General features: G+C 68.0%; 16 protein-coding genes. 7 read left to right on the forward strand and 9 right to left on the reverse strand.

Features of this window, described 5'->3' with window-relative positions:
• Positions 1-36: 36 nt before the first annotated feature.
• Positions 37-1,863: a sensor histidine kinase gene (locus ACIA12_RS25930; protein WP_396369676.1), complete on the reverse strand. Its 1,827-nt coding sequence runs from the start codon at positions 1,861-1,863 to the stop codon at positions 37-39.
• Positions 1,864-2,014: 151 nt separating this feature from the next.
• Between ACIA12_RS25930 and ACIA12_RS25935 the strand changes: the two genes are divergently transcribed.
• Complete coding sequence (locus ACIA12_RS25935) at positions 2,015-2,323, forward strand: hypothetical protein (protein ID WP_396369677.1); 309 nt, start codon at positions 2,015-2,017, stop codon at positions 2,321-2,323.
• A gap of 4 nt (positions 2,324-2,327) precedes the next feature.
• Here the strand turns inward: ACIA12_RS25935 and ACIA12_RS25940 are convergent, their stop codons facing one another.
• Positions 2,328-4,901: a bifunctional FO biosynthesis protein CofGH gene (locus tag ACIA12_RS25940; RefSeq protein WP_396369678.1), complete on the reverse strand. Its 2,574-nt coding sequence runs from the start codon at positions 4,899-4,901 to the stop codon at positions 2,328-2,330.
• Positions 4,902-5,014: 113 nt separating this feature from the next.
• Between ACIA12_RS25940 and ACIA12_RS25945 the strand changes: the two genes are divergently transcribed.
• Entirely contained in the window at positions 5,015-5,560 is a 546-nt protein-coding gene (locus ACIA12_RS25945; protein WP_396369679.1) for a TetR/AcrR family transcriptional regulator, read from the forward strand.
• Here the strand turns inward: ACIA12_RS25945 and ACIA12_RS25950 are convergent.
• Both ACIA12_RS25950 and ACIA12_RS25955 read right to left on the reverse strand, forming a co-directional pair.
• Entirely contained in the window at positions 5,548-6,048 is a 501-nt protein-coding gene (locus tag ACIA12_RS25950) for a DUF2867 domain-containing protein (RefSeq protein WP_396369680.1), read from the reverse strand. The genes ACIA12_RS25945 and ACIA12_RS25950 overlap by 13 nt on opposite strands.
• Positions 6,049-6,058: 10 nt before the next feature.
• A complete protein-coding gene (locus ACIA12_RS25955; RefSeq protein WP_396369681.1) occupies positions 6,059-6,610 on the reverse strand; it encodes a TetR/AcrR family transcriptional regulator in 552 nt (183 codons plus the stop codon).
• A gap of 108 nt (positions 6,611-6,718) precedes the next feature.
• On the opposite strand from ACIA12_RS25955, the gene ACIA12_RS25960 reads away from it, so the two are divergent.
• Positions 6,719-8,587, forward strand: coding sequence for an FtsX-like permease family protein (locus ACIA12_RS25960; RefSeq protein ID WP_396369682.1), 1,869 nt, complete (start codon positions 6,719-6,721; stop codon positions 8,585-8,587).
• Here the strand turns inward: ACIA12_RS25960 and ACIA12_RS25965 are convergent, their stop codons facing one another.
• Genes ACIA12_RS25965 through ACIA12_RS25975 form a run of 3 tightly spaced genes read right to left on the reverse strand, consistent with a single transcriptional unit; the run spans position 8,588 to position 11,469 of the window.
• Complete coding sequence (locus tag ACIA12_RS25965) at positions 8,588-9,799, reverse strand: MFS transporter (RefSeq protein WP_396369683.1); 1,212 nt, start codon at positions 9,797-9,799, stop codon at positions 8,588-8,590. It abuts the gene before it with no gap.
• Positions 9,796-10,239 carry a MarR family winged helix-turn-helix transcriptional regulator gene (locus tag ACIA12_RS25970; protein ID WP_396369684.1) on the reverse strand — a complete coding sequence of 148 codons (444 nt, stop codon included), beginning with the start codon at positions 10,237-10,239 and terminating at the stop codon, positions 9,796-9,798. Before ACIA12_RS25970 ends, ACIA12_RS25965 begins: the two co-directional genes overlap by 4 nt.
• Positions 10,240-10,287: 48 nt before the next feature.
• Entirely contained in the window at positions 10,288-11,469 is a 1,182-nt protein-coding gene (locus tag ACIA12_RS25975; protein ID WP_396369685.1) for a glycosyltransferase, read from the reverse strand.
• Positions 11,470-11,510: 41 nt separating this feature from the next.
• Here ACIA12_RS25975 and ACIA12_RS25980 point away from each other — a divergent pair, with 41 nt between their 5' ends.
• Together ACIA12_RS25980 and ACIA12_RS25985 are read left to right on the forward strand one after the other, a co-directional pair.
• Complete coding sequence (locus tag ACIA12_RS25980; protein WP_396369686.1) at positions 11,511-11,990, forward strand: MarR family winged helix-turn-helix transcriptional regulator; 480 nt, start codon at positions 11,511-11,513, stop codon at positions 11,988-11,990.
• Positions 11,983-12,468 carry a methyltransferase family protein gene (locus ACIA12_RS25985; protein WP_396369687.1) on the forward strand — a complete coding sequence of 162 codons (486 nt, stop codon included), beginning with the start codon at positions 11,983-11,985 and terminating at the stop codon, positions 12,466-12,468. The genes ACIA12_RS25980 and ACIA12_RS25985 overlap by 8 nt, the downstream gene beginning before the upstream one ends.
• On the opposite strand, the gene ACIA12_RS25990 is transcribed toward ACIA12_RS25985, so the two are convergent.
• Together ACIA12_RS25990 and ACIA12_RS25995 are read right to left on the reverse strand one after the other, a co-directional pair.
• Positions 12,428-13,132 carry a transporter substrate-binding domain-containing protein gene (locus ACIA12_RS25990; RefSeq protein WP_396369688.1) on the reverse strand — a complete coding sequence of 235 codons (705 nt, stop codon included), beginning with the start codon at positions 13,130-13,132 and terminating at the stop codon, positions 12,428-12,430. The genes ACIA12_RS25985 and ACIA12_RS25990 overlap by 41 nt on opposite strands.
• A gap of 69 nt (positions 13,133-13,201) precedes the next feature.
• The gene (locus ACIA12_RS25995; RefSeq protein WP_396369689.1) at positions 13,202-14,836 is read right to left on the reverse strand and encodes a GMC oxidoreductase; all 1,635 of its coding nucleotides are present in this window, start codon (positions 14,834-14,836) and stop codon (positions 13,202-13,204) included.
• Between the two features lie 135 nt (positions 14,837-14,971).
• On the opposite strand from ACIA12_RS25995, the gene ACIA12_RS26000 reads away from it, so the two are divergent.
• The gene (locus tag ACIA12_RS26000; protein WP_396370423.1) at positions 14,972-15,598 is read left to right on the forward strand and encodes a TetR family transcriptional regulator; all 627 of its coding nucleotides are present in this window, start codon (positions 14,972-14,974) and stop codon (positions 15,596-15,598) included.
• A complete protein-coding gene (locus ACIA12_RS26005) occupies positions 15,598-17,160 on the forward strand; it encodes an MDR family MFS transporter (RefSeq protein ID WP_396369690.1) in 1,563 nt (520 codons plus the stop codon). Before ACIA12_RS26000 ends, ACIA12_RS26005 begins: the two co-directional genes overlap by 1 nt.
• The last annotated feature ends 1 nt before the right edge of the window (position 17,161 follow it).

The following is a 17,161-nucleotide window of genomic DNA, read 5'->3' on the forward strand; positions in this document are numbered from 1 at the left end:
AACCGCCGACCGACCCGACCCGGTCCCGCAAGGAGGTCAACCCGAATCCCTCACTCGCGCCCCGACTCCGTCGTCCCGGACGACCACGGACAACCGCTGACCGCTCATCGCGACCTCGATCGAGATCCGGGACGCCTGCGCGTGCTTGAGCGCATTGGCGATCGCCTCGCCGACCGTGAAGTACACCGCCGTCGCCACCCCTTCACCGACCTCCAGCTCCGGTACTACGAGATCCACCGGCACCGAACTGTCCTGTACCAACCGCCGCAACGCCACCGCCAACCCGTCGTCGAGCCGACTCGGCCGGACCCCGTGCGCGATCCGCCGCAACTCGCCCACCGTCTGCTCCAGCGTCCCGACCAGCTCGTCGATCTCGTCATCATGTGTCCCACCGAGCCGATGCTGCAACGACCGCAACCGCATGCCCAGGGCAATCAACTGCTGCTGGGCGCCGTCGTGAAGATCCCGCTCGAGCCGTTGGCGCTCGGCGTTCACTTCGGACATCAACCGCGACCGGCTGGCCCGTACTTCGGCCAGCGCGTCCTGCAGCTCCAGCCGCAACCGGCTCACCTCGATCGGCAGGCGCGCCTCGACGGCAGCCTCGCGGGCTCGGCGTACGCGTCGGGCCGACGTGCTGCCGAGGACGAGCGCGCCGACGGTCGAATCCCCTGTCTGCAAAGGGATCGCGGTGTCGGGCGGCGTCAGCTGGTCGCCAGGACGCTGCAGCAGGAGCTGGAGCCCGGGGTCATCGAGTGCGTTGCGGAGTACCTGCTGGACCTGCTCCGGCTCGGCCTGTCCGTCGCGGACCTGGCGGACGAAGTCCCGGATCTGGGCCAGCGCCACCGCGCGGTCCGGATCGACGAGCCGCTCGACCGCCCGGTGCAACCACTGGTGCAGCGGTACCAGCACAAGTGCCGTGACGAAGGCCGCGCCGGCGATGCCCGCGCGCTGCCGGCCGGGAAACAAGTTGTCGACGGCAACGACGATGCCGGCGAAGATCGCGGCCGAGGTGATCGTGGTGATCAGCCAGCTGACCGTACCGCCGAGCAGCCGGTCGATGTCGAACAGGTCGTGGCGCAGGATCGCCACCGCGATCGCCGTGGGAACGAGCAGCAGCATCGCGATCAGGAAACAGGCATAGGCGAATTCGCCGGGAGCACCCAGCGCGATGGCCGCCCAGCTGCCGCCGAGCAACAGCGGCACGCTGAGCGCCGCCAGCATCAGCCAGCGCAGCCGCAGCCGGGTGACCTCGTCACCGCGCCGGAATCGCACCACCAACCCCGATGCCGCCGCCAGCGGGGCGGCCAGGAACGAGGCGAAGGCCACGACGATCAGTGCGGCCCGCACCGGCGTGGGCAGTGTGAAGGGCGGCGTGCCGAGCCTGTTGTCGATGAAGGTACTGCTGTCGGTGGAGACGGCGAAATTCACCAGGAGAGCAGTGAGCGGCACGGCGAGCGCGATCAATCGCCACCGCCGGCCTGGTAGCAATCCGTCCGGGAACAGCAGCACCATGGCGGCGAATCCCAGGAACAGCCAGGCCCACGCGCCGGCGCTGATGATCGCGACCAGACGTGCGCCCGGCCAAGGGCTGCTCGTGCCGTAGGTGGCGCCCCAGTCCTCGAGGGTGAAGACGAGCGCCGGCATGGTCGCGGTCAGGGCCAGGGCCGGGCCGACCAGGGTGCCGGGCGCCTTGACGGTCACCAGCCAGCCGAGGGCCAGCGAGGGCAGCAGGATGGCCATCGTGGCCGGCGCCTCCACCGGCGTACCGATCGAGGCAGGGCCGAGGGCCAGCAGCTCGCGCAGGACCAGCGCGGCGACGTACAGGATCGTCGCGAGCGCTACCAGGCGTTGGGCGCGGGACACCTCTTCATGATGGCGGCGGGCGGTCGCCAGCGCACCAGTGCCAGCACTTACGGGTCTGGGATGAGCGGAGTCCGGCGATGGCACCGATGTGGTGACGGTGGTCCGGGCGGCACCTTGAAGGAGTCAGCTCGACTCTTTGGAGGGGATCATCATGGTTGCCATCATCACCGTACTGTTCGCGTTCCCGCTCGGCTTCTTCGTGAGGAACCGGCTGGCGGCGTACGTCGCCTACATCGCGATCTTCGGCTACTCGTTCACATTCCAGACCCTGTACCTGCTGCGGTCCTGGGTTGGCGACAGCACCCAGGCGTTCTCCGCCGATCCGGACAAGCTGCCGCTCGACTACCTGGCCGTCACGGCCGGCATCTACCTGGTCGGCTTCGGGCTGATCACCCTCGGCCACCGGGTCGGCGCCAAGCGGCGGAATCGCACCGCCGTCGATCTCGACGCCACCCGGTGAGTTGTCAGGCCAGTTCGAGCGCCGTGTGCGAGGTCTGGGGGACCTCGCCGTAGGTGGTGGTGCGCTGGCGGGCGGGGCGGCCGGCGGCGGTGGCCATCTGGGTGAGCTCCTCGATGGACTTGCGGGAGCCGTGCTTGGAGCCGGCCATCCGGCTGATGGTCTCCTCCATCAGAGTGCCGCCGATGTCGTTGACGCCGCCGTTCAGGACGTCGACGCAGCCGTCGGTGCCGAGTTTGACCCAGGAGCACTGGATGTTGTCGATCCGGCCGTGCAGCATGATCCGCGACATCGCGTGCACCGCGCGGTTCTCGTCGTAGGTCGGACCGGGGCGGGCCACGCCGGCCAGGTAGATCGGCGAGTTGGTGTGGATGAACGGCAGCAGCACGAACTCGGTGAAGCCGCCGGTCTCGTCCTGGACGGCCGCGATCGTACGCAGGTGCTGGACCCAGTGGTGCGGGGCGTCGACGTGGCCGTACATCATCGTCGAGCTGGACGGCAGGCCGACCTTGTGCGCGGTGGTGATCACCTCGATCCAGCTTGCCGTCGGCAACTTTCCCTTGGTGAGGATCCAGCGCACGTCGTCGTCGAGGATCTCGGCGGCGGTACCGGGGATGCTGCCCAGGCCGGCCTCCTTGACGGAGATCAGGAAGTCCTCGATCGACAGGCCGGTACGGACCGAGCCGTTGACGATCTCCATCGGCGAGTAGGCGTGGACGTGCATCTCGGGGACGCGCTCTTTGACGGCTCGGACGAGGTCCGCGTACGCCGTACCGGGGAGGTCGGGGTGGATGCCGCCCTGCATGCAGACCTCGGTCGCGCCGATCACCCACGCCTCTTCGGCCCGCTGGGCGACCTCGTCCATCGAGAGCGAGTAGGCGTCGGCATCCGTCCGCCGCTGCGCAAACGCACAGAACCGGCACCCGGTGTAACAGACGTTGGTGAAGTTGATGTTCCGGTTCACCACGTAGGTCACGTCGTCCCCGACAACAGCCTTCCGCAGATCATCCGCAATCCGCGCCAACTGATCCAACGCCGGCCCAGTAGCAGTCATCAACGTCAAGGCCTGCGCATCGGACAACCCCGCCGGATCCCGCTCAGCAGCAGCCAGCGCCGCCTTCGTCTCAGCAGCAATCCGCTCCGGCGCGCTCACGCCGTTTGCAGATTCACCAGCGCGACGAGCGGCGACATCCTCACGTAGGACGTCCCAGTCGCCGTAGGCGGCGTCGAAGTCGGAGCGGGTTTCGGTGCGACGGCCTTCGGTGTCGATGGCGGTGTGGAGGTCGGTGCGGCCGACGCTGTCCCAGCCGCCGTCGGGCTCTTGCCAGGGGAGGCCCTTCGGGAAGGCGTCTTCGTTGGCTAGGCCGGTCTCGGGGTCCACGAGGGCTTCGACGTGCGAGATGAGGCGCGGGTCGAGCCACGGCTCCCGCAGGTACTCCGGGTGCGCGGTAAGCCGTTCGCGCAATGTGAAGCCAGCATCGGCGGTGACCTTGGCCAGGTCGTCGATCTGCGGCCAGGGGCGCTCGGGGTTCACGTGATCCGGGGTCAGCGGCGAGACGCCACCGAAGTCGTCGACACCCGCGTCGAGCAGCAACCGCGCCTCGGCCAGGTCGACCAGGTTCGGCGGAGCCTGGACCCGCATCCGCGGACCGAGTACCACCCGGGTGACCGCGATCGCGGCCAGCCACTCGTCCAGCGGTACGTCGGCGTCGTTGCGCATCGCCGTGTCCGGCTTCACCCGGAAGCCCTGGATGATGACTTCCTGGATACCGCCGTACTGACGCGCGATCTTCCGCAGCGCGAAGATCGAGTCGGCGCGCTCCTCGAGGTTCTCCCCGATGCCGATCAACAGCCCGGTCGTGAACGGCACGTTGGACCGGCCCGCATCCTCCAGCACCCGCAACCGGATCGCCGGGTCCTTGTCGGGCGAACCGAAGTGCGGCTGCCCCTTCTCCTCGAACAGCCGCCGCGAGGTGGTCTCGAGCATCATCCCCATGCTCGGCGCGACCGGCTTGAGCCGCTGCAGGTTCTGCCAGGACATGACGCCCGGGTTGAGGTGCGGGAGCAGGCCGGTCTCCTCGAGCACCCGGATCGACATCGCCCGTACGTAGTCGAGGGTGCTGTCGTAGCCGGCTTCCTCGAGCCACTTCTTGGCGGCGTCCCAGCGGTCCTCGGGGGCGTCGCCGAGCGTGAAGAGCGCTTCCTTGCAGCCGAGAGCGGCGCCTTGGCGGGCGATCTCCAGCACCTCGTCCGGACTCAGGTACGGCGAATGAACGCGCCCCGGCGTCGTCGCGAACGTGCAGTAGTGGCAGCGGTCCCGGCACAACCGGGTCAGCGGGATGAACACCTTCTTGGAGTAGGTGATGATCCCACTCCGGCCCGCGTCGGCCAGTCCTTGGTCACGTACCCGCGCGGCGGTCGACATCAGCTGCTCGAGGGCGGGGCCGGAGGCGGACAGCAGTACCTCGACCTCCGCCGGGTCGAGCGTCTTGCCGTCGTCGGCCCGCTTCAGCGCACGCCGCATGGCGGTGCTGATCGGGGCGTTCGGGGGAGTGGCTGTGGGCTGCTGGGGGTCAGTCACGACAAGAAGCGTAGGCCGCCTCCGGAGCGGATCCAGCCGATTCCGGGGGTGAAAAACAATCAGTACGTCTGTCCTGTTAGTTTGCTGTTCGAGCAGGTCAGGAGGGCGTGCTGGTGAAGGTTGCTGACGGGCGGCGCGTACGGGGGCGAGCGCGGCGAGTGGAGTTGTTGACGGCGACGCTGGCCGTGATCGAGCGGGAAGGTGTCGCCGGGGTCAGCCATCGAGCGGTGGCCGCCGAGGCCGGGGTCTCGCTGGCGTCGACGACCTACCACTTCACCTCGCTCGACGACCTGCTCGTGGCGGCGCTGACCTGGGCGGCCGACGACCTGGCAGCCGAACTCCATGAGCGCGTCAACGAGATGGGCGCTCGCCCGGCCGACGAGCTGGCGCGGTTGATCGAGCACTGCTTGGTCTATCGACGAGGCCGGACGCTGGCGGAGTACGAGCTGTATCTCCTGGCCGCCCGCCGCCCCGCCCTCCGCGAAGCCGCTGCTGCCTGGCTCGAGCCTCTCACTCAGATCGCGCGCAACTTCACCACGAACCCACAGAAAGCGAGCCTGCTGGTAGCAGCCCTCGACGGCATCCTGCTCCAGTCATTGATCGGTGCCCGCCCCTACAACCACGCGGACTTCACCGCCCTGCTGACTCACCTGCGGTAGTTGACGCCCGAGCGGCACATGAAGCGGATGGCGACGTGGTGGAAGGGGCGGATCAGGTTGTAATAAAGGCGGCCGGCGCCGCGGAGGTAGTGGACGAGAGTGACGACCTTGAAAGCGCGGACCGGCCCCGAGTCGTCGACGATGATCGCGAGGTAGGCGAACAGGTGGTTGTCGGTGACCTTCAGCAGGAGGTAGTGCTCTTCCTCGCCGCGGTCGACCGTGAAGAAGGCGAGCTGGTCGCCTGGGGTGAAGCTGACGTCTTCGGGCCGGAGTCTTGTCCTGGAAGGCATGCCGGTCATCTGGAGTCGCATCAGCTTGGCCACTGGGACCCGGAGTGCGAAGAGTGCTTGTCCCGCCCGGGACTCGAGGCTCAGGGCGCCGGCCGTGAACTCGCGTAGCGTCACCGGCCCGATCGCCGTCTTCACGTCGATGACGTCGGCTTCGGGCAGGAGATCGGCTAGTTCGGGGAGATCGGTGTACGTCGGCATGGCGGGCTCCTTAGGTGAGGAACGGTTTGCCGGTCGCCAGGGTCAACGTGGTCGCGTACAGCGCGCGCAACTCGGTCGCCGGGACCGGTGGTACGACCTGCTCGGCACCGATCAGGATCAGGTAGAGCAACCGGGCGAGGTGCTCGGGCTCCTTGACCGCATTGATCCCGCGGCAAAGCTCTTGTAGATAAGCGGTCCTGGCGTGGTCGACCCGCTCCTGCGCGGCTCTCGCCTCGGGATCCTGCAGAGCCCAGGCCCGGACGGCGATCTCGAGCCGGACGTGATCCGCGTCGGCCAGCACCAGCTCCATCAACTGGGTCAGCTTGGTCGCCGCATCGGCCTCGGGCCGCTGCTCCACGGTATCGATCAACCGCGTGGTGAACCGCTTCTCGAAGTACTCGAGCAAGGCGGTCCGAAAGCCGCCCGCCCCTTTGAAATGGTGATAGTACGACCCTTTGCTCAACCCCAGCTCGCTGGTGAGTCGCTCGATCGTCAACGCCGGCGACCCCTCGCTCGCCAGCACCTTCAACCCAGCCTCGAGCCACTCCTTCTGAGCCACCATGCAGGGACCATACCATACTGTTTGGTATGGTCGCGGTCGCGCGGGCGCTACCGGGGACGGGCGTTCGGGGGAGGGTGTTCGAGCGCGCCGGGCGGTTGAGTGGTCGTCGTGCTGAGGATTTCCTGGGGTGCGGTTCGTGACCGGTGGCAGTTGTTCGCCGGGGCGGTGGTTGCGGTGGCGCTCGGTGCGGGACTGGTGCAGTCGGCGCTGCAGGTGATGGCGGCGACGGACCGGCCTGTACTACCGGCTGGGCTGACGGGAGTCGAGCGGGCGCACATCCGCGACGGGTACTCGGGTGCGGCGACGTTGCTGGGGATGGCGGTGATGCTGGCGGCCTTCCTGACCGTGTTCATCGTCAGTACGACGTTCGGCTTCACCGTTGTCCAGCGGCGGCGAGAGCTCGCGTTGCTGCGACTGGTCGGCGCGCAACGCGGCAGCCTTCGGATGATGCTTCTCGGTGAGGCGGTACTGCTCGGGCTGGTGGGGACGGCGGTCGGCGTACCGGTTGGTCTGCTGGGCACCTTCGTGCAGTCGAAACTCCTTGTTTCCTTGGGGATGTTGCCGCAGTGGTTCACCGCACCTTGGGATCCGGGAGCCCTGTACGCCGCTGCGATCGTCGGCGTGAGTACAGCCGTGGTGGGTGTGTTCGCCGCAGCCTGGCGGGCGTCGCGGATCAGCGCGTTGGAGGCGTTGTCGGACCTCCCGGAGGGCAGGCCGGTGATGACCGGCTGGCGGTGGTTCTGGGGGTTGTCGGCGGCGGCGTCGACGGCGGCGCTGGTGGCCATCGCTCAGGCGGCCGGTGATCTGGTCGCTGGGTTGACCATCGCGTTGCTGGTGATGGTCAGCGGTTCGGTGGCGCTGAGCCAGCTGAGTCCGATCGTCGTACCGTGGGTCGGCCGGCTTCCCGCGCTCGTACTGCGCGGAAGCGTGGTCGCCGACCTGGCCCGCGCCAACGTCCTCCATGCCGTACGCCGAAGTGCGGCCACGGCTGCACCGCTGATCGTCCTGGTCGGCTTGCTGCTCGGCCTATGGGGGACCTTCGGGTCACTCGCCAAGGCGGTCGGCGAGGAGCAGCGCCAACTGATCACCGCGGACCTCGTAGTGCCTGGTGAGGTCCCACCCGCCGCGGACATCGCCGTCGCGTCGCCACAGACGAGCGTGCCGATCACCGTCCGCCACAACCGCAGGACCACGTACTCCGAGGCGATCGGCATCGACCCGGCCGCCTGGCAGCGCACCCACAAGCTCCGCCCTCGCAAGGGCTCACTCGACCGGCTGACCGGCGCGACGATCGCGATCGGCCCAGGCATGAGCGCCGAGGGCTACCGGCTGGGATCGGTGCTTGCGGCAACAATCCAGGGCCGCCCCGCGAAGCTGACGGTGGTCGCCGTCCTACCCGAGACCCTCGACGTCGGCGACAACTTCTTCGTCCCCCGCGCCCTGACACCGTCCGGCCGCACCGAGACCCTGGTGAAACTTGCCAACGGCACCGACCATGCGGCAGCTACCCGACGGCTGGGTGGCAGCTCAGTGGCCGACTGGGCAGAAGCTCGCGGTCAGGCCCAGCAACGCGGCAACACCGGCATCTTCGCCGTACTGATGGGCCTGGCCGGCATCTACGCCGCAGTCGCCGTCGTCAACGCGATCGTCATGGCCGCCGCCGACCGCCGCCGCGAGTTCGCCCTAGCCAGAATGGCCGGCCTGACCAGACCCCAAGTCCTCCTGGTCGCCCTGCTCGAATCCCTGACAGTCGTCCTAGTCGGCATACTCCTAGGCTGCCTGGTCGCCGCCGCCGCCCTAGCCGGCATCGCAACCGGCACCGCCAACACCTACGGCACCGCCGTAGTAGCCATCCCTTGGCACCTCTTGGCCTTGATCCTCAGTAGCTCCCTGGCCGTCGTCGGAGCGACCGCCGCCGTCACCACCTGGCTAGCAACCAAGCCACCACCCCTCAGCCTGCTCGGCGGCCGCGAGTGATCAGGCGTCGGCGGTGGTGAGGGTGGTGGCTTCGGATTCGGAGTGGGGGGTGGGGGTGCGGAGGTGGGCTAGGGGTTTCCAGCCGGTGGCCAGGACGCCTACTGCGAGTAGTACTGCGAAAGCGCCTACCCAGAAGGGGATCTGGACGTTGATTTCTTCGCCTAGTTTGCCTGCGAGCCACGGGGCTACGGCGCCGCCGGAGAAGCGGACGAAGCTGTAGGCGGCGGAGGCGGTGCCGCGTTCGACGGGGGCGGCTGCCATGACTGCTTCGGTGATGAGGGTGTTATTCACTCCCAGGAAGAGGCCGGCGACGATTACGCCTACGGCCAGTACCGGCGGGTGGTGGGCGTAGAGGCCCATGAGGGCCAGGTCCGCGGCGAACAGGAGGAGTGACGTCATCACGACGGGCAGGGTGCCGAAGCGGCGTTGCAGGCGGGGTGCGGCGAAGACCGAGGTGAGGGCGAGGCCGATGCCCCAGCCGAAGAAGATCAGGCCGATCTGGCGGGCCGACATGCCCAACGGGAACGGGGTGAACGCGAGCAGGGTGAAGAAGCCGAAGTTGTAGAGCAGCGCGGTGACCGCGACGGTGGCGAGCGACCGGTGCCGTAGTGCTTTCAGCGGTTCGATGATCGACGTACGCCGGGGAGCGGGCGGCGAAGCGGGCAGCAGGAACGCCGTGGCAGCGAGCGCGATCGTCATCAGTACCGCGACGCCGAAGAACGGTCCACGCCAGGAGATCGTGCCGAGCTCACCGCCGACGAGCGGGCCGGCCGCGATACCGACGCCGAGCGCCGCTTCGTACAGGATGATCGCCTGGGCGACGGAACCGCTGGCGGAGTTGACGATGGTGGCCAGCGCGGTGGCGATGAAGAGGGCGTTGCCCAGACCCCAGCCCGCGCGGAACGCAACGATCATGCCGATCGAGTTGGACAGGCCGGCCAACGCGCTGAAGACGACGATGATGGCCAGGCCGATCAGCAGTGTGCGCTTGGCGCCGATCCGGCTGGAGACCGCGCCGGTGATCAGCATCGCGACGCCGATCACCGCCATGTAGCTGGTGAAGAGCAGCGACACCTGGGACGGGCTCGCGTGCAGTTGCTCGGCGATCGGCTTGAGGATCGGGTCGACCAGACCGATGCCCATGAACGCGATCACACACGCGAACGCGACCGCCCAGACGGACTTGGGTTGCTTCAGGAATGAGTTGCTCACCGGTTGCTCTCCTCCGAGGGCTTGAGAATTCGGTGGATGACGGTGACCGCCGCCCGAAGGGTTTCAATGTCTTCAGGCGCCAGCAATCGGAGCCGGGCGGCAATGGCCTCGCCGGCTTCGTGGCGGGCGCGGTCGAGCTCGGCGCGGCCCGCCGGGGTGAGGCTGATCAGGCTGGCGCGGGAGTCGGCGGGGTCGGGCTCCCGGCGTACCCAGCCGTTCTCCTCCTGGCGCTGGACCAGGTTGGACATCGTCGGCTGGGAACACCGGTCCGCCTTGGCGAGCTCGCTGATCCGGGTCGGCCCGAGCTCGTCGAGCCGGCCCATCAGCCGCATCGCCGCATGCGGCAACGCGCTCACATCCCGGCTGGCCAGCCGGGTCAACCGCGCCGAGGCGACGACGACGTCGACCCCGAGCTGAGAAAGATCTGTCGAAGCGATCACGTAAGACAACTATACATAGGAATGCTATGTATATCCAGGGCGGGTGAGTCAGCTCACCGCGGCGATGAGTTCGGCGGCCTCGGCTGGGCCGTCGACGGCGGCGTACAGCTTCTGGATGCGTTCGGCCGCGGCTGCGTGCGACTTGTCGGCGAGCATCTGCGCGGCCAGGGTGGCGAGGTCGTCGGTGGGGGATGCGCGCCGGGCGGCGCCGAGGCGCTCGACCAGGGCGACGTTGAGGGCCTGCTCCGGATGCAGCGGGATGCCGAGGAGTGGTGTGCCGCTGGCCATCGCGGTCTGAACGCTGCCTTGGCCGCCGGTGGTGACGGCGAGGTCGACCTGGGGCATGACCAGGTGGCTGGGGAGGATGCCTTCGATCAAGATGCGGCCGGTCGCCAGGTCGGTCAGGTCATGGATGGTTCCGGCGACGAGGATGCGGGCGTCGAGGGTGCTGAGCGCGGCGATCGCGGCGCGGACCTGTTCAGCTGGAGTCGAGGTCATCGCGAGGTAGATGATCGGGCCGGGCTGGTTGAGGAACCTCTGGACTCGATCGGGGAGTGGGATGTCGAGGTGCGCGAAGAGCGGGCCGACGGCGGCCAGCCGGGAGTTCGGGCGGTAGCCGGGATCGCGGGCCGGATCCCAGGCGGCCAGCTCGGCGGCGGAGAGACCCAAGACTTCGGCGACCTCCGGTACCAGCGAGAGGTCGCCCAACAGCAGCGCCGCCAGGCTGGGAATGCCTTGTATGCCAAGGGAATCGGCGACCCGGTTGAAGCCGGAGCAATAGGCGTCCATCTCGCCCGGCTTCCGGTCCGGCGGAAGGTGCCGCTCGAACACCGGCGGCACGAAGCTCCCCGCATGCTCGGTCACCACCCGTACTCCGGACAGCCGCGACGACAGTAATGAGGTCAGCGTAAAACCGGTAACCACGACGCTGATCCCCTGTGCCCGGAAGTACTCGGCCTCCGCCAGCACATACGACCGGATCTCCTCATCGTCGTACATGCTCTGCCCCGGATCCCCAAGCCCCACAGCCGATCCGACGAAGCGCGCCGCCCGCCCCGGCGACAGGCCAGGACCCAATACGTCGTACGGGACCCCGGCGAGCAGGCGTTCGTGCGGACCGCCATGGGTGGCGACGCGGACCGGGACGCCGAGCTCGGTCAGAGCGCGGTGGAGCTCGAGCATCCGCGAGGTCTCGGACAGGTAGGCGCAGTGCGGCAGTAAGCAGATCACGGTCTTGCCCCCTTCGGACAATGATAGGTAATATATTGCCTATGTCACCGCGCGACAAGACCGAAGACCTGCTGGGGATCGGCCCGGACTCGGCGCTCGAGCCGTCGATCCGGGCCTTCAGGACCACGCTCACGCTGGCGCAGCGACTGCGCTACGCGATGGACGAGCGACTCCGCGAGGACGGCCTGACCACCCAGCAGGCCGCGTTGATCACCGTTGTCGTGGCAGCCGGCAAGCCATCGCTGGCCGAAGCCGCGGCAGCCCTCGGCAGTACTCATCAGAACGTCGCCCAGATCGTCGCCGCCCTGGTCCGCAAGGATCTCCTGCAGGTCGAGCCGGACCCGGCCGACAAGCGCCGCAAGTTGCTCTCAGCAACTAATCACAGCGCGGCCTTCTGGAAGGAGAGGGACGCCGGTGACTTCGCGGCGGTCGCGGACTGGTTCGCCGACCTCACGCCGGCCGAGCTGCAGACCTTCTGCGATCTCTCCGATCGCGTCATCGCGAGGCTCGCCAATGATTAAGGCGGCGCTCGGCAGCACGCTGTTCTTCTTCGCCGCACCGTGCGTGGTCGCCGGGCTGATCCCGTGGTGGATCAGCGGCTGGGAGGATCCGGCCTTCTGGCCGGCAGCCCTGCTGATCATCGCGGGCCTGCTCGTCGTAGTGCGCGCCTTCATCCGCTTCGTGCGCGAGGGTCACGGCACCCCCGCGCCGATCGCCCCGACCGAGCGCCTGGTGATCGGCGGCGACTTCCGCTTCGTCCGCAATCCCATGTACGTCGGCGTGGTGGCGATCATCCTGGGCCAGGCACTGCTCTTCCTCGACCTGGCTCTGCTCGGCTACGCGATCGCCGCTTGGGCGACGATGGCGTCCTTCGTGCGGTGGTACGAAGAGCCCGTACTACGTGAGCGCTACGGCCCCCAGTACGACGAGTACTGCAAGGCCGTCCCCGCGTGGATCCCTAGGGTGCGACCGTGGCGTCGGACTGACCGGCCCGCTTGAGCGACTCGGCCACGAACCCGCTCGCCTTCAACTCCTCGACCAGCTCGCTGAGGAACTGAACGGTCTCCGGCTGCCGGTTCTTCGTCGTACCGACCGCCTGCTGGATCTGCATGAACCGCTCCTCGATCAGCCGGACGTCGTCGTTCGCCTCGACAAAGGCCGTGATCGGCTGCCGAATGCCGGCGGCTGCCTCCAAAGACTCTGCCCGGAAGACGTCCGTACCTTCAACACCGCGGACCACTGTCGCGTGCTGCAGGGTGCGGGTCAGATAGAGGTCGTACGCCGACCCCTGCTTCACACCGATCCGCACGCCCGGGCTGTCCACGTCGGCGACCGTCTTGAGCGGCGAGTCCCGCGGCACGGCGTAGACGCCTTCGATGACGACGTACGGCGCGGTGAAGGCGACCTCTGCCTCCCGCGCCGGGTCGATGGCCAGGAAGCAGAGGTCCGCCGCACCGGACGTCATCGCCTCGAACGACTTCCGCGCCGCGTCGAAGCACAGGAACTCCACCGGCACGCCGAGGCGCGCCGCGATCTCCCGAGCGAGGTCGACTGTGATCCCAGTCGGCTCCGACGGGGTGCCCTGGGCGAGCACCGGATTACCCAGGTTGATCGAGGCGCGCAGTACGCCGGTGGGGGCCAGATCCGTGGCAGTCGAGGTCATGAGGCCCGAGCGTATAACCCGGTCACGACCGGTCGGTGGTGATCTCGTCAGGCGGCCGTGGCGAGGTCGTCAGGTCCGCAGGTCGGTGGCGATCACCCGGGCGATGTTGCGTTCGGCGAGGGCCGTGATGGTGACGAACGGGTTGACGCCGATCGAGCCGGGGATGAGTGAACCGTCCGTCACGTAGAGGTTGCGGTAGCCGCGGACCCGGCCGTAGTCGTCGGTTGCCTTGCCCAGCACGCAACCACCGAGCGGGTGATAGCAGAAGTCGGCCGCGAACTCCCGGTTGCGGCCGAACAGATCGTGCCGGTACGTCGTACCGATCGCGCGGTTGATCCGGTCGAACAGCGCCCGGGCCGTCGCGATCGACGGGTCGCTCTGCGTCGCACCCCAGTGCAGCTCGGCTCGATCGGTTGAAGAGTTGTAGCTGAACCGGCCGCGCTCGGGGCTGGCCGTGATCGCCAGGTAGAGGCTGGCCCAGGTCTCGATGCCGATCGGCAACGGCGCGATCTCCGCGAAGGCCGGGTGGATCGGGTCGTTCCAGTTGTCGATGGCAAGCGTCGGGATCGTCGACTGGAGCAAGCCGGTCGGGTCCCACAGGTGGTTGGCGCGGGACGTCATCACGTTGCCGTTGCTGCCCCAGCCGGTGCCGATCGTCGCGGAGAGGTTGGGCAGGGCGTCGGTTTCGCGGGCCCTGAGCAGGAGTTCGGTGGTACCGATGCTGCCGGCGCCGAGGAAGAGGTGTTGGCAGCCCAGCTCGCTGCGGCGCAGAACCTTGCCGGAGGCATCGATTCGCTCGATGGTCAGTACGTACCCGGTCTTGTCCTGGCGGATCGCGGTGACCCGGGTGAGGGTCTGGATCGTCACGTTGCCGGTGCCGACCGCGTCCGCTAGGTAGGTCTTGTCGAGGCTCTGTTTGCCGTGGTTGTTGCCGTAGATGACCTCGCCGGCCAGCGCGGACCTCGGCACCTGCCGGCGCTCTTCGCGTTGCAGATAACGGAAGTCGTAGACGTTCGGGATCACGGTCGTCTTGAACCCGGCCTGGTGCGCGTGCCGGCGGGACACGCGCGCATAGCGGTAGACCGGGGTCTGCTCGAGGTAGCGCGGGTCGATCGTGTTCACGCCGAGCATCCTGTTGGCGAGCGGGAAGTACCGCTTGTACATCTGGCCGGCGTCGACGCGCGGCAGCATCTTCTCGAAGTACGCGCGCTTCGGGGTCGGCGCCATCCCGCCGTTGACGAGCGAGCCGCCGCCGACGCCACGGCCGACGTAGACGCCCATGTTGGGGAAGTCGATCCGGTCGAGCACGCCGGCGTACGGCGTACCGATGTCGCGGTTGACCACGTCGAGCCACAGGAAGGTGTCGAGCGGGGCTTTGGTGCGGCGGCTGAACCACATCGAGCGGGAGTCGGGGTTCAGGGTCGAGCAGAAGATCTTGCCGTCCTTGCCGGGTTTGTTCCACAACTGGCCCAGCTCGAGCATCGTCGTGGTGATGCCGGCCTCGCCGAGGCGCAGGGCGGTGACGGACGAGCCGTATCCGGTGCCGACCACTACGGCGGGGACGAAGTCGCGCTTGGCCGGTGAGGCGGCGGCGCGGGCGGTGCTGATCCGGGTGAGGCCGAGGGCGGCGGCGGAGGTGAAGGCGGTCAGGCCGGCGAACCGGCGGCGGGACATAATGGACGGGTCAGTCTCCAAAAGGCGCATCGACGCACCGTAGCCGCTCGAATGCCTTCCGTAGCAGCCCTGGTGACCAGCGTCACGTGCCCTTTCATGCAGTTCTGCAAAGTTGCACCAATAGTAATTTGCACTAACTGCAAGTTTGAGTACGGTTGAGGCGTGATGGAGATCGAGGAGACCGCCGCGCCTGGCCGGCGGGAGCGGAAGAAGCGGGAGACCCGCGCGGCACTGACCGCGGCGGCGCTCCGGCTGGCGCTGGAGAAGGGGCCGGACAACGTCACGGTCGAGGAGATCAGCGAGGCGGCCGACGTCTCGGTGCGGACCTTCTTCAACTACTTCTCGCACAAGGAGCACGCCATCCTCGGCCGCGATCCGGAGCATCTGGCCAGTGCGCTGGAGCGGATCCGGACGGCGCCGGCCGACCAGTCGCCGTTGACGACGATGTGGCTGATCGTGCACGCGGTGCTGCGCGACCTAATCAGCGAAGGTGAGTTGTCGCGGCGCGGTGAGCTGATCATGGGCGCGCCGAATCTGCTTTACCACTTGATGTTGTCGAGCCTCGACGACGAGCGGCAGATGTCCGCCGCGCTGGCCGAGCGGATCGGCGATCCACTCCGGGCGATGCTCGTCGTCAGCACGGCCGGCGCCGCCTGCCGGGTCGCGATGGAGCTGCACAAGCAGACCCCGGACCGGCCGCCCGCCGAGCTGGTCGACCAGGCGTTCCAACTACTTGCCCAAGGCATCGACCCGGAGTTCGCGCCGGGTCCGGACGTACAGAAAGGGTCTTGATGACGACGACTTCGGCCGAGGAGACCACGTCTGCCGCGGCATTGACGCCGCGACAGACGATCCAGGCCATCTCCGGCCTGATGATGGGCATGTTCGTCGCGATCCTGGCCGGTACGGTCGTCTCGACCGCGTTGCCGCGGATCATCCACGACCTCGGCGCGAGCCAGTCGTCGTACACCTGGGTGGTCACCCTCGAACTGCTGACGATGACGGCCACCGTGCCCTTGTGGGGCAAGCTCGCCGACCTCTACAACAACAAGCTGCTGGTCCAGTTGTCGCTGAGCTTCTTCGTGGTCGGCTCGCTGGTGGCCGGGTTCGCCCCGAACATCGAAGTACTGCTCGGCAGCCGGGTGCTGCAGGGATTGGGCGCCGGTGGTCTGACGGCGCTGGTGCAGATCGTGATGGCGGCCATCATCCCGCCGCGCGAGCTCGGCCGGTACTCCGGGATCTTCGGCGCCATCTTCGCGTCGGCGACTGTCGGCGGGCCGCTCCTGGGTGGCTTCCTGGTCGATTCGCCGCTGGGCTGGCGGGCGTGCTTCCTGGTCGGCGTGCCGTTCGTGCTGGCCGCGATCGTCCTGCTGCAACGGACGCTGAAGCTGCCGACCGTACGGCGTGAGGTGAAGATCGACTGGTGGGGTGCGTTCCTGATCACCGCCGGGGTGAGCACGCTGCTCGTCTGGTCCTCGTTCGCGGGCAACAAGTTCGAGTGGGCCTCCGGCTGGAGCTTCCTGCTGGTGGGTGCGGCCGTGGCGGCCTTGGTGGCAGCCGTTCTGGTCGAGCGCCGGCACCCGGAGCCGATCATCCCGATGGACCTGTTCCGCAATCGCACGGTGACGCTGTCGATCATCGCGAGCGCGCTGGTCGGTCTGGCGATGTTCGGTGGGTCGGTGTTCCTGGCGCAGTACTTCCAGATCGCGCAGGGCTACTCGCCGACCAAGGCCGGGCTGATGAGCCTGCCGCTGATCCTCGGCATGATGGTCGCCTCCACCATCGCGGGTGGCCTGATCACGAAGTACGGCAAGTGGAAGATCTACCTGGTACTGGGCAGTGTGCTGCTGCCGATCGGGCTGGCGCTGTTCGGCACGATCGACGCGCACACATCGAAGTACATGCTGTGGACCTTCATGGTGGTGCTCGGCGTCGGCATCGGCCTGGTGATGCAGAACCTGGTGCTCGCCGCGCAGAACGACGTACCGGCGCGGGAGTTGGGTGCCGCGACGTCGGCGGTGAGCTTCTTCCGCAGTATGGGCGGCACGATCGGCGTCAGCGTGCTCGGGGCGATCCTGGCCAACAAGGTCACCGAGACGCTGAACCCAGGCGGCTCCTCGTCCGGTGGCGGCGGCACGGTGCCGAACATCGCGGACCTGCCCGAGCAGGCGCGGACGGTCGTCGAGAACGCGTACGGCGATGCCACCGCCGACCTGTTCATGATGTCGGTGCCGTTCGCGGTGCTCGCGCTGATCGCCGTCCTCTTCATCAAGGAGAAGGTCCTGCTGACCACCACCGGCGCCGAACGCCGAGCCGAAGAGGAAGCAGCAGGCAGGTTGCAGGACGACATCTAGG

The sequence above is a fragment of the Kribbella sp. NPDC051620 genome (assembly GCF_044453825.1).
Lineage (GTDB): Bacteria > Actinomycetota > Actinomycetes > Propionibacteriales > Kribbellaceae > Kribbella.